The organism is Paenibacillus sp. ISL-20, assembly GCF_018613005.1.
GTDB lineage: Bacteria > Bacillota > Bacilli > Paenibacillales > Paenibacillaceae > Paenibacillus_AQ.
The window spans coordinates 55,151-81,689 of record NZ_JAGGRD010000031.1; the positions used below are offsets into that span (position 1 = coordinate 55,151).

A 26,539-nucleotide genomic window follows, 5' to 3' on the forward strand; every position below is an offset into this window, starting at 1 on the left:
TCCAGCGCCTCCTTTCCTGGGATGATGTTCTGTCTTTTTTCAGTTACAGCTTTTTGATCTCAGACAACGGCCAGAAAATAAATTCGGCTCTGCCTACGATGTCGCTTTCCTTCACGCTGCCGAACATGCGGCTGTCCTTGCTCTTTCCAAGATGGCGGTTATCTCCCATAACGAAGTAGCGGCCCTCTTCCAGTACTATAGGCTCAAAGCCAGGATCCTCGATCGGGACATCGGTATATCCTTCCTGCTTTGCAACCCCGTTTACGTACAGCTTCTGGTCCTTTACCTCAATGGTATCTCCAGGTACGCCCACGACACGTTTTACCAGAAACTCCTTCTTATCCGGGCCATCACTCGGGTCCTTAAGTACAATAACATCGCCATGGCTCGGTTCTGAAAAGCGATATACCACTTTATTAATAAATAGCCGCTCCGATGCTACCAGTGTCGGCTGCATAGATTCACCCTTAACCATAGACAGGTTGAACACAAACATATTTAGAAGCACCATAATAACAAATGCAATCGCAATCGTCTTTACCCAATCCCAAAGCTCGGCAGCCCAGCCGTTCTTCTTGCCAGGTTGATTCTGAGGTTCGTTGTTCTCGCCATGCTCAGTTGAATCCGGAGAAATCACTTGTCCCATGCTACACCTACTTTACTTCGATTTCACCTCCGGAAAACGAAGGCGGCACCTTCAAAAAAGGTACATTAATAGAAAAGCATATCTCCCACCCATTTGCAACGGCTGAAAGATATGCTTCATATCGAAAAAATGTCGTTTCTTATCTCTGTCGAAGCTTAAAGCCGCCGTTTGCGTCGCTCATATGTACCGCTTTTGTCATTACGACTATTGACCAAGGATACTGAGCTTCTGGAACGACCGCAGGATTTGGCTGGCACCGTATCCCATGGCTTCATAAAATGGCATGGCTGCGGCGTTGTGCTCGTCTCCGGCTACCATAATCCGACTGACTTTCCGTGATTGAAAACGCTGTTCCATTGCCGAAATCAAAGATTTGCCAATCCCTTTTCTACGATAGTCGGGATGAATGGCAATGCGGTAATAACAACCATGATTGCGTTCGATCGTACCGATTAAGGCACCAACGATTTCACCGTTTTCTTCAGCTACCATAATAAGATCGGAATCCCAAGCAAGCTGCCTGGAGAAGGGCTCCATCGTGTTTTCGTAGCATTCTTCCGATAAAGCAATCTGAAGTAGCTCGGTTACGGGGTTACAGTCACTCAACTGAAAGGAACGAACATGCATTTCAAAATCTCCCTTTTCGTTAGCATGATGCGGTTTACCCGGTTTACAAAAATCTAGTATTCCGTTTACGCAAACCTGACATTTATATTACTACAAAAAACCCGAAAATCCTCTTTCCTTGTCCATTAAACCACATCTTTCTCGTAAATTCACGAGTTTTCTTCTGAAAGCGCTTTATAGGAAGCGTTTTCATCATTTTGGCTGGATAATATTCCATATTTTTGTTGAATGATAGGTTTGTTTCCTGCTGCTAAACCATTAGCTCACAGTTAAAATAGGTCCATTAATTTCCAGGACTTTTCTTTCTTATTTGAGATTTACACTTCGATAAAATAACCAAACTTCTCCAGTTCCACCGAGGATAAAGACAAGTAGTAAAAAACAACAGCGTCCTCTCGGCTATGTGCCTCTGAGGAACGCTGTGTTATTTGATCATGATATTTACTTACTGGAGAACGACGGTGTCGCCCACTTTCAGCCCTGACAACACCTCGATTTTATCCAGCGTCTGCAAGCCGGTCTCGATATCCTGCCGTTCAATCTGGCCGCCTCCCTTGTCCACCATGACATAGGAGGTGCCTCCGTCCGTCATAACGGCAAGTTTAGGAACTACAACCGCCTTATCCTTCCGTTTGGTTACAATGTCTCCGTTTAGCGTCAGCCCGCCGATCAAACGCTCTTCCTTCGGCAGCGAGATGATCACCTTAAACTGCGGTGCCTGGGAAGTTTGCTTCTCCTGGGCCGTCGTCTCGGCGAATTTAGCTACTTCCAACACCTTTCCCTTCAGCTTGAGATCCTTGATGGACGGCATCTTAACCTCAACCGCCATGTCCGGCTTAATGCTAAATATATCGTTTTCCCCGACAAATGCCACTAAGCGAAGGGAATCCAGATCGACGATTTTGCCGATATACTGGTTCGCCGTCACCGACTGCGGCACCTGCTGCGTCGGGTCGAACAGAAACAGGCCTGTTGCAGGTGATAGATATGTAGCTTTCTTCAGCCTGTCATTCAAGTCGGCCAGCGTCTGGCGTTCAATATCGTTAGTAACCTCGTCCAGCTGACTGCTCAGCCGAGCATTTTCCTGGTCTGCCAGCATTTTAAGGCGCTCGGCCTCCGTTGCTAAGGCCGGGGCGCTATCGAGGTCCTGATTTAACGTGAACTCCTTCAGCTCCTTCTCCAGCTTCCGCTTCTGCAGCTCGGCTTCCTTCTGCTGAAGCTGCTGGCGAATGGCCGTTTGCTCCAATTTAAAAAGCGCATCGCCTTTCTTAATCTGTTGGCCGTTCTTGACGTTCCAGGACTCCACTTTCGCTTCAAAAGGTGCGTAAACATTGGTCTCCCGTCCGTATTCTGACGTTCCCTTGACCTGCACGGTCGAGACGATGGTTTCCTCGGTTACGGGAAATGTGATGACCTGCGGCTCTTCCATCATGGGAATCTCGGGTTCTTTCGGTTTCACCTGTCCGTATCCCCAATATCCCACCAAGCCCAGCACGGCAACGATAACCGTCCATTTTATGATTTTTTTTATCATACCGATTTAGCTTCCTTTCCGATGCTCATTATCCTAATCCCGCTTGATGGCCAGAAGTGCATTCGTTCTTGCTGCGCTGATCGCCGGATAGATCCCCGAGAAGATTCCGGTCAGCACAGCGAATGCAATGCCGATGGGCAGCGTCTCCAGCGTAACCGCAATTTGCAGCCCTGACATGCCCGCCGAAGCCATAATGAATGAATTCAGTCCCTTGATGATCAAAAATGCGAACACGATGCCAAGCAATCCGCCAAGCAAACCGAGCAGGCTGGCTTCTACGATGAACATGTTGCGGATTTGCGGCATATTCGCCCCAAGGACCTTCATGATGCCGATTTGCCTGCGGCGCTGATGCGTAGACATCGTCATGGCTACGATGATTGATATCGAGGCCAATAACAGGATAAATACGCCTATGCCGAGAGCGATCGCTTTGAATGTATCCAATTGGGAAGCGACCTGATCGCGCATGGCCAGATTGTCGCTCGCATTCAGCGCAAGTTTTGAGATCAAATCCTCAAGCGGTTTAATACTCTGCAGATCATCCACTTTGATGGTTAGACTATCGTATACCCGCTGTTTCGAAGTTGTCCTATTTTGCAGGTTCAAGCTATTTGTTAGCCATTCCGCCGTATCAAAGGAAATATAGGCCTGACGATCGTAGAACGCAAACTGGGCATCTCTCCCCGTAGGCACGTCCAGCACGCCTCCAACATAAAGCTGTGGGCTAAGCTGTTTCTTGTCTGCGTCCATCGACTCCAGCTGAATATTTTTGCCGTGCATTTCCGAAACGGTGCTCTCATACATCTGATATTCTTCCCATAGCTTCGGGTTATTGGGATCGGTATTTATCATATTCATCAATCTTTCGCTCGTCTCTGCATCCTTCCATCCGGTTGTTGCTCCGTAATTGAGCACCATAGCACCGATCTGTTCAAGCGCGCCACCTTCCTTGAACCTGTTACCCTGCTCTTTGAGCTTTGACAGGTCCACGGCCACGACGTTGAAGCCGTCGTTTATCAGGTTGTCGGACGAAATGGCTCTAAAATACCCGAGCTGCTTGGTGGCTATAACGGATTTGACATGATCAAAGCCCTGAATCACCTGAACTTTATCATCCGTTAGCAATCCCCGGTCAGCTCCGGCCGCGGGGCCGCTGACTTCTCCTTGCCCGCTTGAGCCCTGTGGAGTCACCGTAATCTCGTCAAGCTTCATGCCGCCTATTATTTCCGTCTCCAAATAATTCTGGGCGCCGTTCCCAATGCTGATCGCTACGATAATAGCCGCGCATCCAATCGAAATACCAGTCATGCACAGGGCTGTCACCACTTTACGACGTTTAATCTGTCCCCATGCCAGCCGTATGCTGTCTAAAATTATCAGCTGACCTCACCTGCCCCCTCCGTATGAACCGGGACCCCAGGCAGGGACGAGGGGCCGTTTGGCCCCCGTTGACCTGCTGCTGGCGTTATATAGTCCTCCGGCTGAACCAGATAACCGTCACGGAGCATAATCGTTTTTTTCATTTGGGCAGCGACTTCCATCTCGTGAGTAACGATGACAAATGTCGTTTTCATGGACTCGTTCAGCGCCATCATGATTCGGATAATTTCCTCTTCCGTTTTGGTGTCCAGGTTACCCGTCGGCTCGTCCGCAAAAATGACGGAAGGCTCGGTAATCAACGAGCGCGCAATACTAACGCGCTGCTGCTGTCCGCCTGACAGTTGGGACGGGTATAGTGAAGCCTTATCGCCGATCCCCGTCATCTCCAGAAGCTCCATCGCTTTCTTGCGGCGCTTGGATGGAGAAACGGATTGAAAGACCAGGGGAAGCTCAACGTTTTCACGAATCGTGAGTGTCGGGATCAGTTCATAGGCCTGAAAAATAAAGCCGATATGCTTGCGCCGGAAGACAGCAAGCTTGTTTTCCCCATACTTGACAATATCCTGATCGGCAATATAAATATGACCTTCCGTCGGCTTCATTAGTCCTGCCATCAAGTTGAGCAGCGTGGACTTGCCCGACCCGGAGCTGCCCAGCAGGGCAATCATCTCCCCCTTCTGGACTTCAAACTGGATATTATGGAGCACTTTTAATACTTCGTTACCGTTCTTAAAGCTGTGCGATACATTTTCCAAACGCAACATGTTCGCTATTCCTTTCCGGTTCTTAATTTAACTCTCCTCGTCAGGAACCGCTGTAGGCGTGAATATCAGATTATAGCTTTGACTGCCCAGCGTGATCCGCTCGTTCTGGAATTCATCCACCAGGGTCAAGTTAAACCAACCGCCTCGAAGTTTTTTGTATTGCTCATCCGACAGCTCGATCGACATCGACCGGGTGCCTGGGACCTGGATATCGGTTCCTGGCGTGAGCGTGCGCTCCTGCGTCTGCCCGAGGTTGTCCTTGATGATTAAAATCAGCTTGTGACCGGAGTCCGCCGCAATGATGCTCTCGCTGCGTTTCACATCAATCGTGATATTCAGCGGAATGGAAGAGCTGCCTTCCTGCAGATGTCCTACCGCTTTCGTAACTGAAACGTGGTAAGGATACCAATCGAGGTTTGTCAGTCCGGAGCTTATGGCAGGTCTGATCGGATTCAGCATCAATTTTTTCATACCCATGACACCGGTAGCGTCTTTACCCGTTTCAGCAAGCTTGCCTCCAGTCATCGCCGTACCCAGAGCAAGCCCCAGTTCGCTTGCAGCCCCCTTCGGCACTCTGGCCCAAAAGACGATCGACTGCTTGGACCCCGGCTGAAGCGAGGCTTCAGGCTGAATGGTTTCCGCTTCATAGATCTTTCCATCCGTGCTTTGGAAATACCCCTTCAGCACCGCTGCTTGAACGCGGCGCTGTTCATTGCTGGTCAGCAAGAACTCGGAATAGACGATATCGGAGTCCACACCTTCATAGATGACCGTCCGCCGTTCCTGCGCCTCTGCGCGCTTACCAATCGCGGTAACGGTATACGGCTTCCCTTTCTCCAAAGTGCTGATCGACTGCGTCATGCCGGACGTGGTCATGGTAAGGAACGACGTTTTGGCCGTTTCCTGCTGCGTAAACAGCTCGAAGCGAAGCGAACGGATATCCTTGGTATACGGGATCCGCGCCATGACATATACCTCGGTTGATGACCCCGGGGAAATCAGGGAACCCTGCTCCTCTGCAATAACCTCCGAACCAGTCAGACTCGTTTTTTCGTCCGCTGTGACGTTCACTTTAAGCTCAGGCAGCGGCAGCGATTTGGATTCCTGAGTATTCCGCAGACGCAGCTTCGCAACGATTAGATCCTGATCCTGCCATGGCAGGCGCTGGATGGATTCCAGCGTGTACGCAAATCCTTTGGCCGTCTGCGCGTCGTACTCCACACCGATAGATGATTTGCGTTCCGTCTGATAAGGGATGGCAAAGTATGCAATCGGCAGGGTCAATGACTCCTGGACCTCGGTGGTCGGCTCACCGGCCGGTTCACCCGAGCTCGCCGGCGGTTTAGATGAGCTGGCTGGTCCAGATGTCCCGATCATTTGCAGCTTCAATCGGTCCTGCTTGAGATCTAGCGGAAGCGTTATTTCCATCACCATCGTTTTCTCTTCCCCGGGACGCAGCGTCAAACCCGCTTTGTTATCCGGAGTGTAAGGATGGAAGGAGCCTTCGGATGCTTTAATCGCAAACTCGTAGGCCGGAACCTCCACCGATTTTTTCCCTTTATTCTTGAAGGCCATCTCGATATTCCATATGCCCTGCCCCCCTGAGGAACGCAGCGAAGCTTGGCGGATTCTGGCATCGACCGGAATCCCCTTGATGGTCAACTTCTTGGCTGCGCCCGCCGCAACATCCCACTTTGGAGCTGTTGCCGCAGGCAGCTTGAAGGATGCGACCGGCAACGACAGCTTCAGCGTTTCATCGTTTTCGGTCCACGAGAATCGCAAACCGGTCGTTTTAAGATAAGAGGGAACTTCTGTTATGTAATAAACCAGTTTCTTTTCTTTCGGCTGAACAGGCACACCCTCAGCCCCTGCCTCATGACGCAGAAGGAACGAACTGCCGCTTGCCGTCGCCAAATACGGTTCGAACCCCCGATCATTCCATACCTTTCCACCATGGTTCGTCATATACATCCCGACTTTGGCGATGACTTTGCCGTCATACTTGATGATCTCCAGTGATTCAGCCTGTACGGTAACCGGAGTGCCGCCCAGATTCAGCTTGGAGCCCGAACCAGATGGTACGGCTGCTGTATAATTGGCGGGCATTCTGTACGTTCCGACACGCTGCAGGTAGCCTTTGACTTGCGGATTCCATACGTCCATCACCAGCTTCATGCCGGACAAGGAGCTGCTCTCGGTCTTCGCATAGTAGGTTACACTCAGGCTTTGCCCGGGCTCTACCTTCTTCTTGGCCAGATCCTTGGATATGGGATTGGCCGCCGTCACGGAACCACCGGGAAGCACCACCTTGGGAAAATAAGATACCAGGCGCGCTGCGCTTTTCCCCCCGTTTTTATAAGTCAGTGTAAATACCGCCACATTCGTGCCGGTCTGCTGCCATACGTCGGCATGGTCAAGCTTTGCCGTGACGTTGTTCCCAAGCTGCACGCTCCAAGCCAGCGCTGCACCCTTCTGTGCAGTCGACTTCGTGATTTGCGATGGCTGTGTCTTAGTTGCTGCGGCTTCCACTTGCGGTGCCGCAGCCAGAATGGCAGCCATCAGAATGGCAGTCACTCTGAGCTTTGTACTATTCATGTTATGTACCGACTCCTTTCTACCTCGACATATACCTTCTATATCGACGTTTCGATCATAGATTTGTTCAAGACTATATATATAACGACAAATTTCACAGAAAAGTTTTCCATTAATTTACGATGTCACAACTTTCCTTCATGCAATAAATCAGCCCTCTCGGACTTTTCAAACATAAAAGTTGATTTAATCACCCAAAACGGTTTAATATATGTAGTGTAGCCGGATTACATATTACGTCTCCGGGATGATAAAGACTTCCTGACGAAGGAAGACCCTTTCATCATAACCAAAAACTAAATTTACAGGAGGTTTTTACTATGGCATTTCAATTACCAGCACTTCCTTACGCAAACGACGCGCTCGAGCCTCATATCGACGCACAAACGATGGAGATCCACCATGATCGCCACCATAATACCTACGTAACCAACTTGAACGCTGCTCTTGAGAACGCTCCTGAGCTTCAAGGCAAATCCCTTGAGGATCTGATCGCTAACCTTGACGCTGTACCGGAAAGCATCCGCACAGCGGTTCGCAACAACGGCGGTGGCCATGCTAACCACTCCCTGTTTTGGGAAGTTATCGGACCAAACGGCGGCGGACAACCGACTGGCGCATTGGCTGATGCCATCAACAGCGAGCTGGGCGGCTTCGACAAATTCAAAGAAGATTTCGCAAAAGCGGCTACAACCCGTTTCGGCAGCGGCTGGGCTTGGCTCGTTGTTAAAGACGGCAAACTGGCAGTAACCAGCACACCGAACCAAGACAGCCCGATCATGGAAGGTCAAACACCTCTCCTCGGCCTGGACGTTTGGGAGCATGCTTACTACCTGAAATATCAAAACAAACGCCCTGATTACATCTCCGCATTCTGGAATGTAGTGAACTGGGAAGAAGTCGGCAAACGTTACGATAACGCGAAATAATATCGCCTAACTAAAAACCGATATCATACCAAAAAAGGCTGCTTTCAGCTGTAGACCCTGTCTACTGCGAAAGCAGCCTTTTTCTATATCTATATCATGCTGTTACGTGTTATTTACCGCTGCTGGAGGGCCAGACTCATAATACCGGACCTTAGATGGTGCATAGATGACCACCAGCAGAATGACCGAGATCAGGACGGCTGCACCTGCACCGATCAGGCATACGGCCTGCAGCGACCAGACATCGGCGGCAAAACCGAGCAGAAGTGTTAAGAGAATCTGCAGCATCCCTTCCAACAAGCGGGTCACGCTCGTAAAGCGCCCCATCAGATCAATAGGAACCTGATTTTGAAAAAAGGTGGTATACCCCGCATTCGCATACGAAGAGAAGAAACCAAACACGATAAAGCCGATAACGGCCGTCAGGAGGCCGGATGCTGCATAGAAGATCATATACCCGGCACTCGACAGAAGTACACCAGCCCCGATAAACATGCGCAATGACAGCCATTTGACAGTTAGAGACGCAGCCGCTGAGCCGGCCAAATACCCTGCTCCGGCTACGCTGACGAGTAGTCCGTAATCCTCGTCGCCGAGGAGCAGCACCTGTTTAATGAAGGTGGCCTCTTGGGAATCGAGCGCAAAGCTGAGCAGCATGGCGGATTGAAATAACAGATATACAAGCATAAAATACTTCGCCGCTTTCCCGAAATCAATAACCGCAGCCCAGTCCTGAAGCAGTGTCTTCATTGTGATGGCATCCCGTCCATTGCCTGCGTTCTCCTCTCCATCCACATCGGGAAGGAAGTAAATGACAAGCGCGCAGATGAAGAAAGATACGGCATTGATGAAGATGCTGATCCGAATGTCCGTATAAGCGATCAATAGACCGGATATGGCGGGTCCAAGCAGCACCGCGCCGGATGTCGTAAAGCTGGACCATGCGTTGAACCGCTTTCGTTCCTCTGCAGGGATCAGCTTCGTTATATACGTCATGGACGTAGGCCCAAAGAAAGCGCCCGCCACGTTAATCAGAAACATGATACAGTAGATGCCCCAAACCGAGGACATGAAGGGGATAAGGGCAATCAAAGCCCCCCGGATCACATCGGTGGTGATCATAAGCCTGCGCTTATTCGTCCGATCAATAATACTGCCCGCCCAGGAGTTGGTAAACAGGGTTGCGAGCGGCCGGATAATAAACAATCCAGCCACTGCCGCAGGAGAGCCTGTCATGTGCAGCACAAGCAAATTAATCGCGACCAGATAGATCCAGTTCCCCAGATTGGAAACCCCAATGCCAAAAATGTAAAGAAGCGCATTCTTCCAGCTATGCAAAAGCTCCACTACTCCTTATGAGCCACTGATATCCCCCACTGCAATGGGAAATACGGCTTTAAGATGAGAAATACGAGTTCAGAATCCGAATGAACACATTCGGAAATGCGTAGCGTTCCATGTCATGAACGTGAATCCAGCGAAAGTTCTCTTCGCCTGTCTCATATGCCGCTGCACTCTCTGCTGCTTGCAGGGCTGCAGGTGGCACATCCTGCCATTTACAGCGGTACACGCCCATATGCCATTGAATATGGCTAAAGGTATGCTCGGCGTCCATCACATGGCCCATCGGCAGGATCGGAACTCCTTCCTCCAGCAAGGCATCCCTCAAGCGGCTCATCGCCGTCTCCTCGGACATCACGGCCGGTAGGCCGCTCCCCCCAGTCGACACGATCACATGCGGCAGCTCCCACATCCCTGCCAATAAACCGGTGGATGGACGCTTACGGATCAGAATCTTCCCTTCGTGCACGCCGGTGCCCTCTACAATGGCCGTAAGGCGGTATTCAGGACGCGGCGGCTTGGCCTTCGTCTTAATAGGAAGGGACTCCTCTTTGCCCTCAAATCGCGCTGTACAGTGCTCCATCACCGGGCATACCAGACATTTGGGGGACTTCGGCGTACAGATCAACGCTCCCAGTTCCATCAACGCCTGGGTGAAATCCGATGCTCGTCCGTCCGGAACCAGCGTCAGCACCAGCTCCTCCATCTTGGTCCGGGTTTTCACCTTCATAATATCTTCTTCAATCAAAAAATAGCGGGACAGTACACGCATGACGTTTCCGTCCACTGCTGCGGCAGGAATGTTGAAGGCAATGCTGCGAATGGCACCCGAGGTATAAGGACCAATTCCTTTAAGTCCCGACACTTCATCTTTGCCGCTCGGCATAACGCCCCCATACTGCTCTGTCACCTGCCTTGCGGCAGCCTGAAGGTTGCGTGCCCGGGAATAATAGCCGAGGCCCTCCCAGCATTTCAATACATCGTCCTCCGGCGCATCCGCAAGCGACTGAATCGTTGGAAACCGCTCGATAAACCGGTGGAAATACGGGATTACCGTGTCCACCCGGGTCTGCTGCAGCATAATTTCAGATACCCATATATAATAGGGATCACGATGCCGGCGCCATGGCAAATCCCTTTTGTTGATTTCATACCAATCCAGCAGCTCGTGGCTGAAGTATTGTTTGTGTTCCGTATTATGCATCTATAAGTAATCTCCTTCGTCATCCTTACTTTATCTTCTCAACCACGGCGAAAGCGGAAGCCAGCGTGGCCTGATGCGAAATCGTCAAATGAATCGCATAATGTGCGGACTTCTCCATTCCAAGGCGATCCCAGGCTTCCTGGGATAGTCGGGCCTCAGGCCTGCCAAGAGGACCCGGCAGCACTTCTATGTCACGGAACCCGATTATACCTCCGATTCCGGAGCCAAAGGCTTTGGATATCGCCTCTTTGGCAGCAAAGCGCCCGGCAACAAACTCCGTCCGTTTCGCCCCCTTGCCAGCGGCAATGGCCTGCTCTCCATGCGTAAGCACGCGCTTCATGAATCTTTCTCCATGCGGACCTGTCATCAACATCTCCATTCGCTTCATGTCCAGCACATCATGTCCGATTCCGTAGATCACAATCGTCCGCTCTCCTTCATGGATCCAGTCTTCCTGTCCAAAAATATACCCCTACTTATTGTATCAGTCGATGTACGTCAACGCGAGACCAACGGTGTTACAACAACATGAATTAATTAAATTTATTGTATTTCAAATTCCATCCATATTGATGTCGGCTAAAACTCGAACTGGTTGATATGAAGCAATATACCAACGGCGTTCTCAAACCGACCTACAATATCATATATACCTAGTGCCTGCTAAATAAATAGCCTTCCAGAGGGTATTCCTCCGGAAGGCTATTTGCCTGGATATTCGTATGTTAGATGCCTGGAATCGTATTGCGCTTGTGCGCGGTTTTGACGTAATAGCTCTCGAGTTTCTGCTGAACATCAGGATCGATCGTCTTGCCTTCCAAATAATCGCTGTTATCCTCGTAGCTGATTCCGAGCTCTTTCTCGTCTGTCTGACCTTCCCAAAGGCCGGCAGAAGGCGCCTTGTTCAGAATCGATTGCGGAACCCCCAAATAGGATGCAAGCATACGAACCTGACGCTTGTTCAGGGAACTCAGCGGCGTAATGTCCACTGCTCCATCACCCCACTTGGTATAGAAGCCGGTAATCGCCTCGGAAGCATGATCCGTGCCGACCACGATCAAATTCTGCTCAAATGCCAGCGCATATTGTACCACCATACGCACTCTGGCCTTCACATTGCCTTTACCGGGAATACTCATATGCTTATGGACACCGATATTTTTCAGGCCATGCTCAACCTCCAAAGCTATTTCGTTCACCGTTTCCTCGATATTCGTCTCGACGGTATGTTTCAAATCGAAGGCCTTTGCTGTCGCATAGCTGTCTGAAATATCAGCCTGCTCGCCGTATGGCTGGAACACCCCGAGTGTCTTGTATTCCTTGCCAATCTCCTCCGTGAGTTCATCGGTGGCCCGCTTGCACAGACCCGCAGCCACGGCTGAATCAATCCCGCCGCTAATGGCGATCAGCAGTCCGGAAGTGCCCGAGTTCTTTACATAGGTTTTCAGAAAATCAACGCGCTTGCGTACCTCTTCCTCCACATTAATAGTAGGTTTGACACCCAGCTCTGCGATAATTTGTTCTTGTAGGCTCATGATATATGACTCCTTTCAGTATGTTCTCTCTTTCTGAAGTACTTCCTTCCTATAAGAAAAACGTCTATCGACGTACTTTCATTAGAAAACAGACCGCATTTAGCGGGAAGTTTTTCTTGCGATATAGAATTTCATCAGCGTAGCTAGATAACTTATAAATTCTATATCTATAACAAAAGCCCCGCGGCTTCGGAATATGCCGAATGCTTCGGGGCCTATGTAACTGCCGATTACTGGCAGTAGCGATTGAATGCGTCGGTCAAATCCGCCGCGATTTCTTCTGCAGAACGATTCTCCACTTGATGACGCTCAATAAAGTGCACCAATTCCCCGTCTTTCAACAGAGCAATCGATGGGGAGGATGGAGGATACGGAGCAAAATACTCACGTGCTTTAGCCGTTGCTTCCTTATCCTGTCCGGCGAACACGGTAAACAATTGATCCGGCTTCACCTGGTTCTCAAGCGCTATGGCTACACCAGGACGCGCTTGCCCTGCTGCGCAGCCGCATACGGAGTTTACAACGACCAGCGTTGTACCTTTCGCTGTAGGAAGAACTTCCTCCACCATTTCAGGTGTTGTCAGCTCCTTGATTCCCAAGCTGGTCAGCTCATCCCGCATCGGTTGAACCATATCGCGCATATATCGGTCAAAAGACATACCCATAACTCTTCACTCCTTATATAAACAAGATTGTTCGAATTATAACAGCTCATCGATATCTATATTATACAATCCTAAAGAGTGAAAGCAAGAAAATACAAAACGAGCAGCATCACAAAATAGGATACCGCCCGTTTTTCATTGTTCCATTGGTTGAACTAGGTAGCAGGATAGTTTACCCCATCTTTTTTCTTGTCAACGATGGGCTCGCCACGGCGATCTTTGTTTTCACGCTCCTGCTGCTCCTGTTGCTTGGAATCATTTTTACTCATCCGAATCCCTCCTTTACCCTAAACTCTGCCTTATGATGCCTAATTACCAATCCGTTTATTCGGAAGCGGCAGCGCTCTGGGATTCCGGCAAACCTTGCGGGTACGAGTGAAGAGGAAAAGAAATAATGAAAACCGTTCCCTCGCCAAGCTTCGACTTCACATCAATGGTTCCATGATGACGCTGTACAATGCTCATACACAGGGCGAGTCCAAGCCCCGTTCCCTTGCTCTTCGTCGTAAAGAATGGTTCAAACAAACGCTCCAGCTCATTCTCCGAGATGCCGATTCCGGTATCCGCAACGTACAGCTGCGCCCGATCTCCTTCCTTCCGAGTTTCAATTGTCAACGTTCCCTTATCGTCCATAGCCTCCATCCCGTTTCGGCATAAATTCAGAATCAGCTGTTTCATTTCTTTGGTATTCAGGTACAGAGGGGGAATTTCGGTTCCGAGTTTCAGCTCAATGCTCTGTCCGCGCAAATTCGCGTCGGCCCACAAGAGCGGATTAAGCTCATGGATAATGTCATGAAGGTGACACTCTTCTTTTTCTGCCACCCGGTTTTGGGCGAGGGATAAAAAATCGCTGATGATACCGTTGGCCCGATCAAGCTCCTCCATGACGATCCGGTAATAATGGTCTAAAGTATCCGGACTCTTCTCCTGCATCAGCTGTAAAAATCCGCGCACGACAGCCATCGGATTGCGAATCTCATGGGTAATGCTTGCCGCCATTTGGCCAACCAAACTTAAACGCTCTACATTCATAAATTCCGTGCGAAGCCTCTCCAGCTCCGTAATGTCTTCCATAATACCTACCGCACCCAAGATGTCGCCGTTCCCATGATGTATAAGCGGATAGATGCCGGTGGAATACACCCGGGTAGCGCTTCGCATAATCTCGCCGGTGCTTTCGATTCCATCTATAGCTCTCTGAAACCGGCTGCGCAGATGTTCCTTTTGAATCATGCCGTCCAATAAGTCAAATAATGGTCTGCCGATGACATCCCTGGTCGTCAGATTAGGAAAGACGTTTCGAAAGCTGCGGATAAGCGGTTGATTAAAGGCGATGATATTGCCGCTTCGATCCACCGCAACCATCCCTAAAGGAATCATCTCCATCATTTTTGTTAAAGACGACCACTCTTTGTCCTTCACAGCGTATTGGCCTGCGCCCAGGCGCTCACATGTTAATTCGATCCAGTACACAATCATTCCAGAATAAAAAATTCCGATCAGCATATACAGAATGGTTACCAGAATCGTATCCGGATTCAGAGCATCATGGTTAACCTTTCCTTCAATCGCGTGGGAGGCTACAATAATCAGCATAGCCGGAATAAGCGCGCTCCACAGCCAACAAATCTTTTCGGTCATGGAGCCTTTCTTGAAATTGGAGGTGATCCAGGGTAATAGCGAGTACCCCAGAACCAGCATATACAGAATGAGGCCGATCGTGGACCAGCCGTTCATCAGCCCATAGCTTGTGATATATATAGCTGCAAGACATAGCCCTGAACGTCGACTTCCATATAATATGCCTAAAAATAACGGGATTACGCCAAGATGGATCGGAACGTAATAATCGTTCATGGCCGAGATCAAGACACATAATACAGTGCTGATTCCGCATGCAATGACAATATATTGGCGAAATCGAAGCAGATCATCCGGATTCTTCTTGTTCAGCCACTTTAGATGTCTGTCGAGGAGAAGCGGCAGATGAAAGATGAGTGTACCAGACAGCAAAACTTGCAGCAAAATATCTTTCCATAGGCTCAGCACAGCGATCGATCACCTCAATTGGACAACGCATCTAATATTTCTGATTAAAGCATAGGCGACATCATATTACAATATCTTGTAATTTCTCATTCGAAGCCTGGGGAAACTCCATCCTATGTCCTAATCATGAGGTTTGGGATAATTCGCAAATATCCTATATAATAAGATTCATCTATTAGTTGATATACCCCCAAAGGAGCTATGAGCAAACATGCTTGATTATGATATTATTGTCGTTGGCGGCGGACCTTCCGGATTGATGTCCTGCGTGGCTGCAGGGGAAAGAGGAGCTTCCGTTCTGCTGATCGACAAAGGAGATAAACTAGGCCGTAAACTTGGCATATCGGGCGGCGGAAGATGCAATGTGACGAATGCCAAAGATCAGGATGAATTGATTTCCAACATCCCGGGAAATGGCCGTTTTTTATATAGTGCTTTTCAGCATTGGAACAACAAGGATATCATGTCTTTTTTCGAGGGGCTTGGTATCCGCCTCAAAGAAGAGGACAATGGGCGCATGTTTCCTGTGACGGATAAAGCCTCGAGCGTTGTGAATGCCTTGATTGGCAAAGTGAAAGAGCTTGGTACCGATATCCGGACAAACAGTCCGGTGAAGAGCGTTCTCTATGCGAACGGCCGGACGGCCGGGGTCGAGCTGAAATCCGGGGAAGTAATCAAGTCTTCCTGCGTGATTATTGCAACGGGTGGACAATCCGTGCCTCAAACCGGTTCCACGGGGGACGGCTATCCATGGGCTGAGGCGGCAGGACATACCATCACGGAGCTGTATCCAACTGAAGTGCCTATCGTCTCCACCGAGCCTTTTATTGCCTCTAAAGAGCTGCAGGGCTTGTCACTGCGGGATGTTGAGCTGTCCGTCTGGAATCCGAAAGGAAAAAAAGTGATTGCCCACCGGGGAGATATGCTGTTCACCCATTTCGGGGTGTCCGGACCGATCGCGCTGCGCTGCAGTCAGTTCATCCGCCAGGTACAGCGGAAGTTTGATATCGTGAATGTGGACATGGGCATCGATATGTTCCCCGACCGCTCCCAAGCAGAGCTTGAGGCCGAGCTCAAAGGGCGACTGGAGGATGAGCCAAGAAAGAGCATCAAAAACGTGCTCAAGGGCATGCTGCCAGAACGAATGATCCCCCTGCTGCTAACCAAGTCGTCCATCGACAGCGACATGATCTGCAGCGGTATCTCCAAAACGGCGCTGACAACCTTTGCCTCCATTCTAAAAAAGTTCACGTTCCGCGCTTCGGGCACCCGTTCGCTGAAGGAGGCCTTCGTGACAGGCGGCGGCGTCAGCCTCAAGGAGGTCCAACCCAAAAGCATGGAATCCAAGCTGATGCCCGGGCTCTTCTTCTGTGGTGAAATTCTGGATATTCACGGATACACCGGCGGTTACAATATTACGGCTGCCTTTGCAACCGGTTATACGGCAGGCAAGCATGCAGCCGAAGCCGCAGTGATAAACAAATAATGAATAAAAACGCGCTGTATGCCCCATCCATTGGAGCATTCCAGCGCGCTTTTTATTATTCTTGCGAGTGTCTCTCTTCCTTGTAGACCGGCCAAGACATGAGCGAGGGCGCGATCATGACAGCCAGCACAGTCAATACAAGCGCGGCGAGCCATCCCATTCCCCCTTGTAAAAGCGTTAACCCTGTCATGAGCGAATATAGAAAGGCGGGAAGAGCGAGTAAGGTTCGGACCGCGAGAACACCAGCCGAACGATGCTGCTGATTCGTAAACGGGAGCACCTGCATAAATTCGGCTTTGGCGAACAACGCCCACCTTGTATTCAGCCAATACGACATCATCAATACCAGAGCAAGATATACGATGATTTTGATGATCGGCGGCGGCAGCCAGACGGCCAGGATGCCAACCAGCGTAATCTGAATATATAATAATAAGCTCTCAGAGTGGCGTAAAATCGCCTTTAACCCCGCATCGGCAAGCCTCTTCTCCGCCGTACCTTTGAACAACCGGCCGGACTTGCGCATAAACCAGGTTTTACTTCGTACGCTGGGAGGTTTACCAACAGCTTGAATGAGCAGCTTCTCCGTCAACTGGATCCTTGTCTTCGCATCCTCACGCGCATCTGCGATAAATGTCCCTTGCATGGCAAGACGCCTGCGGCTAAGAAGAAACAGCACCAAGAGCAGAATCAAGGAAGCTGCCCACAGTACAACGTAGGACTCAAGCCAAAATGTAACAAGCAGCGCCAGCAGTCCGAATGAGAGCCAGCGTACGATATAAGTCAGCACATGTTTCCGCCAGCCTTTATAGCTTGCGCGAATCATAGCGGTTAATAGATTCGCGCACCAGGCGCATACTGCTGTAATCACCAGCAAGGTCACCAGGGCAATACCCGTTATCCCATGTTCCCTGACCAGGATTGGCAGCGCAAGCACTGTAACGACCAATCCCTTGATCGCTGAGACCGTATGGCTGTATACCATGCCTCTGATCATTAAGCCCTTCATCCATCCCCCCTGCTGCCGAAGAAACAACACGTCAGCCTCTTCCAGAAACAGCAGCACTCTGCCGGAGAACATAAAGAGCAGGATGCCTACCACCGCCTGCAGCGGGAAGAACTGTGCCCATCCGGGAAGCGGGCTTGTCCATAACTCGCGGTAGAGCCCGCCTCCCAGCAGCAGACCCGGAACAATGATGTACAGCATCACGATCCAGTCGACCACGGTTGCCAGATTGTCGCGTTGATTCTTCCAATGTGCGGTTACCCTTCGCCAAAAGAGGGCGCCTGGATGGCTAAAATGATAGGATCGATCCATATCCATCACCCCTCTCATGTGAGCGCATCGAAGCAATCAAACAACGATGCGCCGGGAAGATCAGCGGCCTCGCGGATTTGATCCAACGTGCCCTCCGAAGCAATCCGGCCGCCGGATATGAGCACAAAGCGATCGCAAATTTTCTCTGCGGTATCCAGCACATGGGTGGACATCAATACACCGGCTCCCCGACGTCTCTCTGCAAGCAGCAGATTCAAAAAATCTCGGGTGGCCCGGGGATCCAATCCGATAAACGGTTCATCTACAATATAGACGTCTGGCTTGGAGAGAAAGCCGATCATCAGCATCATCTTCTGCTTCATTCCTTTGGAGAAGCCTCCCGGAAGTTCATTGCGCACCGACTCCATTCCAAACTGACGGAGAAGCTGATCAGCCTGTGCTTCGAAATGTTCATCCTCCATTCCAAATGCGGCAGCTGCCAAATCCAGATGCTCCCATAGCGTCAATTCCTCGTAAAACACCGGCTGCTCGGGAACGTAAGCATATCGGGGAGGATGGCCTGCAATAAAGACGTCGGCTTTACTATCTTTAAGCAGCCCCAGCACCGACTTAATGGTCGTGCTTTTTCCGGCTCCATTCGGTCCGATTAACCCCAGCAGTTCGCCGGGTACCACTTGAAACGATATATCCCGTATGCGCGGGCGACCTGGTTCGTAACCCGCCTGCTGAATATCCACCTTCAGCACCGGCTCGGGCTCAAGTTCATTTTCTTGAATCCTATGCATCCTAACACCCCATCCATTAATCCTATTCTCAGTATTACGCAGATGGATGGGGATTCGTTGCATTTAGTGAAACACTCTTACATTACATCGTAGAAGTTTCAGGGACCCTATGGATTTCATCCCCTGTGGCAGAGGCTTCATCCTTCCGTTCGATTCTGCCTTTGAACAGCAGCAGCACGGCACCCACTGCAGCAGTTCCAAGCCCTGCAACGATATAAGTCGGCACAGGCCCCAGGCCTGTAACGAGCGCGCCGCCGAGCGTAGGCCCAATGATCGCCGCACCGCTGGTAAGACTATTGACCGTTCCGAATACGCGGCTCGTCATATGCTCCGGGGTCCTCTTCATGAGCAGCATCTGGAACGGTACAAGCACGAACCCTCCGCCTGCACCCGCCAGAAAGAAGGATCCGAACAACACCACGCTCTGCAGCAGATGTGGCATTTCGGTCACGACGACTACGGCACATACGGCAAACACCAAACCCGCTGCGGCAGCGCCTATTCCCATCTTGGCAAGCGTGCTCCAGCTCAGCTTGCGGACAAACATGGCTGCGATCAACGTGCCCAAGCCGCTGGCGGAAATACAGTAACCAAGCAGATCTTCTGATACATTCGGAATCAACCGGAACAAGGTTACAATCTGAGAATCAGCCATTTGCAGCACCAGTACTACTGCGCATATCGTAACGACGCCTCCCAGCAGCAGCGGTATGCCATAGATCAGCTGCACCCCTTCCCCGATTTCCTTGAAAAAGGATTTTTTTCGTCCGTCATGTCCACTACGCCCTTCATTTGGCGACTCACCGGTCAGTCCTTTCTGCTTAAGCAGCTTCCGTCCCGGCACGCCAAGCAGAAACAGCGCCGATATAACGAAGGCCCCGGCATCGATAATGAAGCATAACTGAATGCCGAACAACGCCATTAATAAACCGCCCAAGGACGGCCCGATGATCTTGGACAACTGCTCGATCGATGAACTGATTGTCACCGCCTGATCGATGTGCTTCGGGTCTACGATCTCTTTGATCTTGCCGCTCTTGGCAGGAGAGAACAGGACATCCATCAGGCCTTTAACGATCAGCAGTATATAAATTTGTATTAGATTGCCTGCAAACAAAACCCCAATCAAGATAAAAACTCTGACCACGTCCGATATCACCATGATTTTTTTGCGGTCATACCGGTCACCGATCCATCCTGCCACGGGGCCGCCAATCAAGACGGGAATGGCCATGCATAATGTCATCGCCGTTATTTCCCAAGGCGCGGCCTGCCATTTCAATCCGACAAGCGTCAAGAGCGCGATGATATACAGCCACTCTCCCATGTTGGACACCAGCTGAGATCCCATCAATAACATATAGTTCCGATTGCGCAGCAGCGGTTTTAAACCCTCTGATTCCACGGTTTGTGCTTGATTCATGTTCCCCACCCTTTTCATCCCATCTGAATAATTTCATTATAAAATCGGCATTCAGAAGGCGTATCGGGCTGGAGGTGTAGTTGATACGGAGCCGGAGAATGAAAATGTTTCGGCTGCATTGTGACAAATCACATGTTGAATTTATTCAATTCAGCGTAATCTTAGATTTGAAGTAATTCAGGACATGAGTCCATATCAAAGGCGGGAGAATGTATGAAGGTGTCACATGAACGCGATACACAGCTTGCTATGCACCTGTATCGGGTGTTTGCCAAGTCATTCAAGAGCGTCAACGAACATGTCGTGAATGGCAGTAAAATCGAAGGCTTTAATCCAACTTCATTTGCCGTAATGGAGGTACTGTACTATAAAGGCCGCCAGCCCATCCAGCAGATCGGGGCACAGCTGCTCCTGCAGAGCGGAAACGTAACCTATGTGGTTGATAAGCTCGTCGAAAAAGGATATGTGCGCCGCAAGCCCTGTCCCGAGGACAGAAGAGTGATTTACGCCGAGCTGACTCCGCCCGGAGAACAGTTGATGCAGAAGCTTTACCCCCTGCATGAACGTCACATCCAGCATGCCCTGGGTGGATTGGATGAGGAAGAGAAGTATCAACTGATTGGGCTTCTGAGTAAAATGGGCAAACATGCGGAACAGGTGCAAATCGTACGCCAGCAAGGCTGAAAACAAAGAGAAGAACCCTTCCTCCTTCTCGGAATCAGGGTTCTTCTTATTAATAAGAGTCTATCTATCATTTCATTGAAGTCTGCGCCTCTTCCGTTTCCGCCTCCGGTTCAGGAGGAGCATTGCGGAAGGCGGCCACGATAAACAAACAGATCACGGCCATTACGGCCATCACCACAAACAGCGAATTCAGACTGCCCTCCAGTATTCCGCTCAGCAGACCGCCTGACCCTTCAGGCAGTTCAGCCATTCCATGCGGAGAGAGCAATTTGTTAATGTCGTCACTGGTAATGCCTGCGGCATCCGGCTCCGCCGCAAGTCTGCCCGCAATTCCCGCGTTGACCCATAATCCGAACACCGCTACGCCCACGGTCTGACCGAACGTCCGAATGAAGGAGTTCAGCGCCGTGGACGCTCCCCGAACCTGATAACCCACCGAGGATTGTGCAATAATCTGGAACAAAGTCGAGATGTATCCGAAGCCGACGCCATAAATGAAAGTAAAGACCAGCAGCACGCCCAGCGCCGTATCCTTATGCATATAAGCCAATCCCACCGCTCCGATCATTAGGAATACGACGCCGATAATCGCCGTTTTCCGGGAGCCGGATTTAACGATCAAACGGCCGCTGATAATCGAACCGATGAGCCATCCGATCGACATCGGGGCCAATGTCAGTCCCGACAAGGTCGCGTTGCCGCCTCGAACGCCTTGAATCCACAGCGGCAAATACGTAGTCAACCCGATGATAAGCGCACTGATCAGAATGTTGGCCACCGTCGATACCGTAATATCCCTGATCTTGAACAGATGCAGCGGCAGCATCGGCTCCTTCACCTTGCTCTCCACTACCAGGAACGCAAGCAGCAGCACCACGGAACCGATGATCAGACTGAGCATGAATGGAGAAGTCCAGGAATACGTCTCTCCGCCGCCTACCGCGAGCGCAAATAGCAGCGCCGTCATCCCCACGGTAAACAGAGCCGCTCCCCCGTAATCGATCGACACCTCGCGGGTGGTGCGTTCCTCTTTGAAATAACGGAAAATCAGCCATATCGATAACAGGGCAAACGGTACATTAAAGACAAAGATCCAGTGCCAGGACAGGTAATCGACAAAATAACCGCCAAGCAGCGGGCCGATCAGAGAGGAGATTCCCCATACGGAGCTGATCATCCCCTGAATTTTACCGCGCTCCTCCAGATTGTAAATATCTCCAACAATCGTGAAGGTCACCGGAATGACGGCGCCCGCCCCGATCCCTTGGATCGCCCTGAATATGATCAGCTGCGTCATGTTCTGCGACAGGCCGCACAGTAATGAGCCTACGAGAAAGATCAGCGAGCCGTATAAAAATACGGGCTTGCGTCCATATAAATCGCTTATTTTACCGAAGATCGGCGTCGTCACAGCCATCGTCAGCAGATAGGCCGTAAAGATCCAGCTCATCAGACTCACGCTGCCGAAGCTGCTGATAATCGCCGGACCTGCCGGACCGACAACCGTTCCCTCGATCGCAGCCATAAAGGTGGATAACAGAATACCGACCAGGATATAGCCTCGTTTGTCTTGTTTTAATACACCCACGTTCCTTCGTCCCCTTTACTCTAGACAGCCCCGGTATAATCCCAGTTCTGCTGCAACAGGTTTCTGGTATGTATCCTTTATAGAGATAGGGTTCAACCGGGGCCAACAGCATAAAAAGCGCCTCCCTATACCAGGAGCGCTTTCATATCTATGTAATATTTCTATTATAAAGGTTACCTTGAAGGTTGCACAGTCACATTTTCCCGCTCTTCAGATGAATGAACGATGTAGCATGTTCCTTCATGAGTTCGGGATCGTGAGTGATCATCAATATGGCGGAGCCTTCCCCAATGACAAAATGGCACAGCTCGGTCACCTTATCGATGGCGGCATAGTCCATTCCCGAGGTTGGCTCGTCCAGGATGTACAGCGACCTCCCCAGCATCAATTGGCTGATGATGCTCAGAAGGCGCTTCTCACCCTGACTGAGCAGGTAGGGTGATATTTGAAGACGATCCGCAAGTCCTGCCTTCTCTAACAGGAACCTCGCTCGTTCCTGCTGGACGGCAGACAGCTCCGGACGCTTCTTCATGGGCAGCCCTCCATGAAGACTGTAGATCAGCTCCTCCCATACATTCGGGGCGGTAAACATATATTCCGGCTGCTGGAACACATAACCGATCATCTCGGCTCTGCGGTAGACGGCCATTCCCTTCGTATCTTCCCCTTGCCAGCGTATACTGCCTGCCGGAGTGGGCAGCAGCCCCATGATCAGACGGCTGAGGGTTGTTTTGCCGGAGCCGTTCTCCCCCGTTAACAGCACCCAGTCGCCTGGGTAAATGTTCGCATGGATATCACACAGCGCCTCCCGGCCCCCGGGATAGGCAAATGTTAGCGAATCGACCTCAAGCAATGGGGAGGCGGCAGACTCCCTCCCGCCTTCTGCATGGGGTACCGCCGCAGGCATGGAACCTGCAGCGGTCGGCTTGCCCGCATGGCGCTCAGCCGGATGCGGGGGAGTTGCCGCCGGGACAGGCTTGTCTCCGGCGGCGGTACCCGCTGCCTCGCCTGCGGGCCGAGGCAGCAAGCCCAGCTGCATCAGCTGCTTCCCGCAGCGGTGCAGCAGCTCCTCCGGCGGACCGTCAAGCACGACGGTCCCGCCATCCAGGACGATGACGCGCTGCGCGGCGCGCGCGACATCGTCAAAGCGGCCGGACGCGGTGATCAGCGTCCGGCCCTCCGCCTGCAGCTTATGGCACAGCTGCAGGAAGTTCGCCTGCGCCGCGGCATCCAGGCTGGCGCAGGCGTCGTCGAAGACGAAGAGCCGCGGGCGCAGCGCCAGCACCGCGGCAATGGCCGTCCGCTGCCGCTGTCCACCGGACAGGCTGCGCACCGGATCCATCCGGCGCTCCAGCAACTCGACCGCCGTAAGGGAGTGCACCACCCGCTCCTCGATCTCCGCGGGTGAAACCCGCATATTTTCAGGACCGAAGGCCGCCTCGTCCTCTACGATGCCTTGAACGAGCTGCGCATCCGGATCCTGAAACAATACCCCTACCGCCTCAGCCACGTCGGCAATCGGCGCCGCTGCGGGATCAATGCCATCCAGCAGCACTCCCCCTGTTCTTGTGCCTCCGCCGCTCCGCGGAAGAAGGCCGCACAGCAGCTGGCAAAGCGTCGACTTCCCGGTGCCGCTTGCCCCAAGGATAGCGACCCACCCGTTCTGCTCGATCTCCAGATGGAGATCCTGTATAACCGGGCGCTCTTCTCCATCATAGATAAACCCGAGTTCCCGGCATGTTACCGTTGTTCCCGACATGGGGCTATCCCTTCATGGCGACGGCAAACCGTCGAAGCAGGCCTGTCTTCACTAACGCCTCTCCTAACACTTTGGTTAACAGACCGCAGAGGAGCACGCCGCTCAGAATGCGCACAACCAGGGCGATGCCAAGCACTTCAAGCGGCCAGGACGTATATCCGAACATATTGGCCGCGAACAGGAACCATAACGGTACCATCGCGCCGCCAACCAGCATGAGCACGCCGGCACTCCACTTTTTGTGGCGGTAGATGGCAAAAATCGTCTCGGCCACGATCATATAGCAGCCTGCGGCCACAAAACACGAAGCGATGCCGTATACCGTGCCCGTCAGAGCCTGTATCGTGCCGCCGATCGCAAACGTCACAACCGCCGTTCCCGGTTTACGAATGATGTAATAGGCCAAGAGCCCATATACCATGTAGATGCCCGTCGTCGTCGAGGTTGCGATGGGTCCGCCAAGACTGTTCAGCAGCTTGTTAACCGGCCCTATGTATACAGTTAGAACAGCATTGACGGCAGCGAGCATCGCCATCAGAATAATTTCCTGCGTTGTAAAAGCAAACCATTTTTTTGGGGATGATGATGAATTCAAATGTAGTCCTCCTTATTTCCAGCCATGGGCGGCTGTACTAGCGCTTTCGAATGCTTCATTTCATATTTTGCATGCTTCCACCCTTAACGTCAACCTAATTTTTATTATTATTGGTTAACAATTTAGACAATCCACCACACGAAAACGGTTGCCAGTACATACATGACAGCCGATATGACCGCCCAAGATGGAATGTTAACCTCCGTGCGGTACGTTCGGTCCGGATACGCGCCAAAGCCTTTGGACTCCATGGCACCCGCCGTTTGCTGCACACGCCGCAGTGCATTGAGCAGTACAGCCGATACAAACTTCAAGCCGTAGCGGACTCGGTTACCGAGGCCCCTGGGAGGTCGATGGCCCCTTACTTGCTGGGCAGCCAGAATATGAGTTCCCTCTTCCTCCAACAGCGGGATGAAGGTTAGCGCAGCAGATATGCCAAACGCAAACCGGTAAGGGATTCGAAGACGTCGGGTTAATTCAGCTACCAGTTCTCTCGGGTCTGTCGTCAAGATATAAGCCATCGAGGTTAGAAACAAGGTGAACATCCGGAGTGTCATGGCACCCGCAGCGTTTAACGCCTCCACCGTCAGGGAGATTGGTCCCCACTGCAGCCATACCGTCTCTCCTGTGACCGTCAGGCTGGTCAGAATGAAATAGGGCACCGCAACCATCGCAATCAGCCGGATCCCCCCCAGCAGCCGTTTGCCTGATACCTGGCCTGCAAATCGGGCTTGTCCGATGCATAGCAGGAGGAATACTGCCTGCTGCCAGGCCTGATCAAGCAGCATGGCTATCACAGCGGTACAAAATAATATCACCAGCTTGCTTAATGGATCATATCGATGAAGAAGCGCGTTCCCCTTCTCATATTGAATCAGCATATTACAACTCCTGCCTCTCTATCGGCCAATCTTTTCTTAATCGCGAAAAAACGACGGCATCCACATAACCGCTTGGCGTATGGCGATAATCCCGCAATAGTCCTTCGCGCGTATAGCCGATCCCCGTAAACCATCGACATGCCCGTTCGTTTCTCGGATCAACAAAAACTTCGATCCGGTTTAGTCCCATAGATGTGTACCCAAATGCCGCAACCATTTCGGCCGCCTCCGACATGAAGCCCCTCCCCCAATAAGCGCTTGTGAGCTCACAGCCGAACTCGCCCTTGAATGCGCCCTCCAGCTGCCAAATATTAAACCCGCAGCTGCCGATCAATTGGCCGGTGTCGATGACTTCGATGCCCCAGCGGATGGCTTCGTCCTGCTCAGCAAGCAGATGCAGCCAATGAATCAATGCCTTTGCATCCTCAGCCGAATGCATAGCAGGCAAATCCAGAAAAGCGCTCGTCTTCGGATCGGACCAGCAGCGGAACATCGCTTCCGCATCATCCGCTTCCATCCTTCGCAACCGTATCCGACCGCCTTTTATTTCCGGAATGATTCCCTCGCAGACATACATGGCTTTCGCACCTCCTTGCAAAAAAACTGACTTGTATGGGCTGTTTCCGGTGATACTATGTGCGTGTATAAAAGAGTATAGCGAATATTTAATCCGTGTCCTGGTCATCCATCTGCATCTTAGAATCTAGATGTATCTATATTGATGGATTCGGGAGGCTTCCGTCAATATGCATGTTACGGCCCCCCCTTGTACAGTACGGAAGAAGGA

At 51.2% G+C, this 26,539-nt stretch carries 23 protein-coding genes and 1 pseudogene; 4 read left to right on the forward strand and 20 right to left on the reverse strand.

Going from position 1 to position 26,539, the window contains the following annotated elements:
* Positions 1-43: 43 nt before the first annotated feature.
* From lepB to J7E85_RS18955, 6 genes are all read right to left on the reverse strand, one after another.
* Positions 44-646 carry a signal peptidase I gene (gene lepB, locus J7E85_RS18930; protein ID WP_215160407.1) on the reverse strand — a complete coding sequence of 201 codons (603 nt, stop codon included), beginning with the start codon at positions 644-646 and terminating at the stop codon, positions 44-46.
* 204 nt (positions 647-850) lie between these two features.
* A complete protein-coding gene (locus J7E85_RS18935; RefSeq protein WP_076325907.1) occupies positions 851-1,273 on the reverse strand; it encodes a GNAT family N-acetyltransferase in 423 nt (140 codons plus the stop codon).
* 445 nt (positions 1,274-1,718) lie between these two features.
* A complete protein-coding gene (locus J7E85_RS18940; RefSeq protein ID WP_215160410.1) occupies positions 1,719-2,807 on the reverse strand; it encodes an efflux RND transporter periplasmic adaptor subunit in 1,089 nt (362 codons plus the stop codon).
* 33 nt (positions 2,808-2,840) lie between these two features.
* Entirely contained in the window at positions 2,841-4,118 is a 1,278-nt protein-coding gene (locus J7E85_RS18945; protein WP_251035838.1) for an ABC transporter permease, read from the reverse strand.
* 68 nt (positions 4,119-4,186) lie between these two features.
* Positions 4,187-4,954: an ABC transporter ATP-binding protein gene (locus tag J7E85_RS18950; RefSeq protein WP_215160414.1), complete on the reverse strand. Its 768-nt coding sequence runs from the start codon at positions 4,952-4,954 to the stop codon at positions 4,187-4,189.
* A 27-nt stretch (positions 4,955-4,981) separates the two neighbouring features.
* On the reverse strand, positions 4,982-7,549 hold the full coding sequence (locus tag J7E85_RS18955) for a hypothetical protein (protein ID WP_215160416.1): 2,568 nt from the start codon (positions 7,547-7,549) through the stop codon (positions 4,982-4,984).
* A 320-nt stretch (positions 7,550-7,869) separates the two neighbouring features.
* Between J7E85_RS18955 and J7E85_RS18960 the strand changes: the two genes are divergently transcribed.
* A complete protein-coding gene (locus J7E85_RS18960) occupies positions 7,870-8,478 on the forward strand; it encodes a superoxide dismutase (protein WP_100540176.1) in 609 nt (202 codons plus the stop codon).
* 102 nt (positions 8,479-8,580) lie between these two features.
* Here the strand turns inward: J7E85_RS18960 and J7E85_RS18965 are convergent, their stop codons facing one another.
* Genes J7E85_RS18965 through acpS form a run of 3 tightly spaced genes read right to left on the reverse strand, consistent with a single transcriptional unit; the run spans position 8,581 to position 11,444 of the window.
* On the reverse strand, positions 8,581-9,816 hold the full coding sequence (locus tag J7E85_RS18965; RefSeq protein WP_215160418.1) for an MFS transporter: 1,236 nt from the start codon (positions 9,814-9,816) through the stop codon (positions 8,581-8,583).
* 58 nt (positions 9,817-9,874) lie between these two features.
* Positions 9,875-11,023 carry an A/G-specific adenine glycosylase gene (mutY, locus tag J7E85_RS18970; RefSeq protein WP_215160420.1) on the reverse strand — a complete coding sequence of 383 codons (1,149 nt, stop codon included), beginning with the start codon at positions 11,021-11,023 and terminating at the stop codon, positions 9,875-9,877.
* A 25-nt stretch (positions 11,024-11,048) separates the two neighbouring features.
* Positions 11,049-11,444 (reverse strand): holo-ACP synthase, encoded by a 396-nt coding sequence (gene acpS / locus J7E85_RS18975; protein ID WP_215160423.1) that lies wholly within the window; start codon positions 11,442-11,444, stop codon positions 11,049-11,051.
* A gap of 155 nt (positions 11,445-11,599) precedes the next feature.
* On the opposite strand from acpS, the pseudogene J7E85_RS34875 reads away from it, so the two are divergent.
* Positions 11,600-11,680, forward strand: a pseudogene (locus tag J7E85_RS34875) (dihydrofolate reductase family protein); the annotation flags it as partial.
* 68 nt (positions 11,681-11,748) lie between these two features.
* Here J7E85_RS34875 and nadE read toward each other — a convergent pair.
* From nadE to J7E85_RS18990, 3 genes are all read right to left on the reverse strand, one after another.
* Positions 11,749-12,558 (reverse strand): ammonia-dependent NAD(+) synthetase, encoded by an 810-nt coding sequence (gene nadE, locus J7E85_RS18980; protein WP_215160432.1) that lies wholly within the window; start codon positions 12,556-12,558, stop codon positions 11,749-11,751.
* A gap of 230 nt (positions 12,559-12,788) precedes the next feature.
* Entirely contained in the window at positions 12,789-13,223 is a 435-nt protein-coding gene (locus tag J7E85_RS18985) for a BrxA/BrxB family bacilliredoxin (RefSeq protein WP_215160434.1), read from the reverse strand.
* Positions 13,224-13,547: 324 nt separating this feature from the next.
* A complete protein-coding gene (locus J7E85_RS18990) occupies positions 13,548-15,272 on the reverse strand; it encodes a two-component system sensor histidine kinase NtrB (RefSeq protein WP_215160436.1) in 1,725 nt (574 codons plus the stop codon).
* Between the two features lie 211 nt (positions 15,273-15,483).
* On the opposite strand from J7E85_RS18990, the gene J7E85_RS18995 reads away from it, so the two are divergent.
* Complete coding sequence (locus J7E85_RS18995) at positions 15,484-16,758, forward strand: BaiN/RdsA family NAD(P)/FAD-dependent oxidoreductase (protein ID WP_215160438.1); 1,275 nt, start codon at positions 15,484-15,486, stop codon at positions 16,756-16,758.
* A 55-nt stretch (positions 16,759-16,813) separates the two neighbouring features.
* On the opposite strand, the gene J7E85_RS19000 is transcribed toward J7E85_RS18995, so the two are convergent.
* The 3 genes from J7E85_RS19000 to J7E85_RS19010 form a co-directional block, all read right to left on the reverse strand.
* The gene (locus J7E85_RS19000) at positions 16,814-18,076 is read right to left on the reverse strand and encodes an ABC transporter permease (protein WP_215160440.1); all 1,263 of its coding nucleotides are present in this window, start codon (positions 18,074-18,076) and stop codon (positions 16,814-16,816) included.
* A 14-nt stretch (positions 18,077-18,090) separates the two neighbouring features.
* On the reverse strand, positions 18,091-18,822 hold the full coding sequence (locus J7E85_RS19005) for an ABC transporter ATP-binding protein (protein ID WP_215160442.1): 732 nt from the start codon (positions 18,820-18,822) through the stop codon (positions 18,091-18,093).
* Between the two features lie 82 nt (positions 18,823-18,904).
* Complete coding sequence (locus tag J7E85_RS19010; protein ID WP_215160444.1) at positions 18,905-20,245, reverse strand: MFS transporter; 1,341 nt, start codon at positions 20,243-20,245, stop codon at positions 18,905-18,907.
* Between the two features lie 213 nt (positions 20,246-20,458).
* Here J7E85_RS19010 and J7E85_RS19015 point away from each other — a divergent pair, with 213 nt between their 5' ends.
* Positions 20,459-20,929, forward strand: coding sequence for a MarR family winged helix-turn-helix transcriptional regulator (locus J7E85_RS19015; RefSeq protein WP_215160445.1), 471 nt, complete (start codon positions 20,459-20,461; stop codon positions 20,927-20,929).
* A gap of 67 nt (positions 20,930-20,996) precedes the next feature.
* On the opposite strand, the gene J7E85_RS19020 is transcribed toward J7E85_RS19015, so the two are convergent.
* From J7E85_RS19020 to J7E85_RS19040, 5 genes are all read right to left on the reverse strand, one after another.
* Positions 20,997-22,517: an MDR family MFS transporter gene (locus J7E85_RS19020; protein WP_215160448.1), complete on the reverse strand. Its 1,521-nt coding sequence runs from the start codon at positions 22,515-22,517 to the stop codon at positions 20,997-20,999.
* 193 nt (positions 22,518-22,710) lie between these two features.
* Positions 22,711-24,276, reverse strand: coding sequence for an ABC transporter ATP-binding protein (locus J7E85_RS19025; RefSeq protein ID WP_251035839.1), 1,566 nt, complete (start codon positions 24,274-24,276; stop codon positions 22,711-22,713).
* A gap of 4 nt (positions 24,277-24,280) precedes the next feature.
* A complete protein-coding gene (locus J7E85_RS19030; protein ID WP_483311329.1) occupies positions 24,281-24,871 on the reverse strand; it encodes an ECF transporter S component in 591 nt (196 codons plus the stop codon).
* A 122-nt stretch (positions 24,872-24,993) separates the two neighbouring features.
* Complete coding sequence (locus tag J7E85_RS19035; protein ID WP_215160450.1) at positions 24,994-25,752, reverse strand: energy-coupling factor transporter transmembrane component T family protein; 759 nt, start codon at positions 25,750-25,752, stop codon at positions 24,994-24,996.
* A gap of 1 nt (position 25,753) precedes the next feature.
* Entirely contained in the window at positions 25,754-26,329 is a 576-nt protein-coding gene (locus tag J7E85_RS19040) for a GNAT family N-acetyltransferase (RefSeq protein WP_215160452.1), read from the reverse strand.
* Positions 26,330-26,539 lie beyond the last annotated feature (210 nt).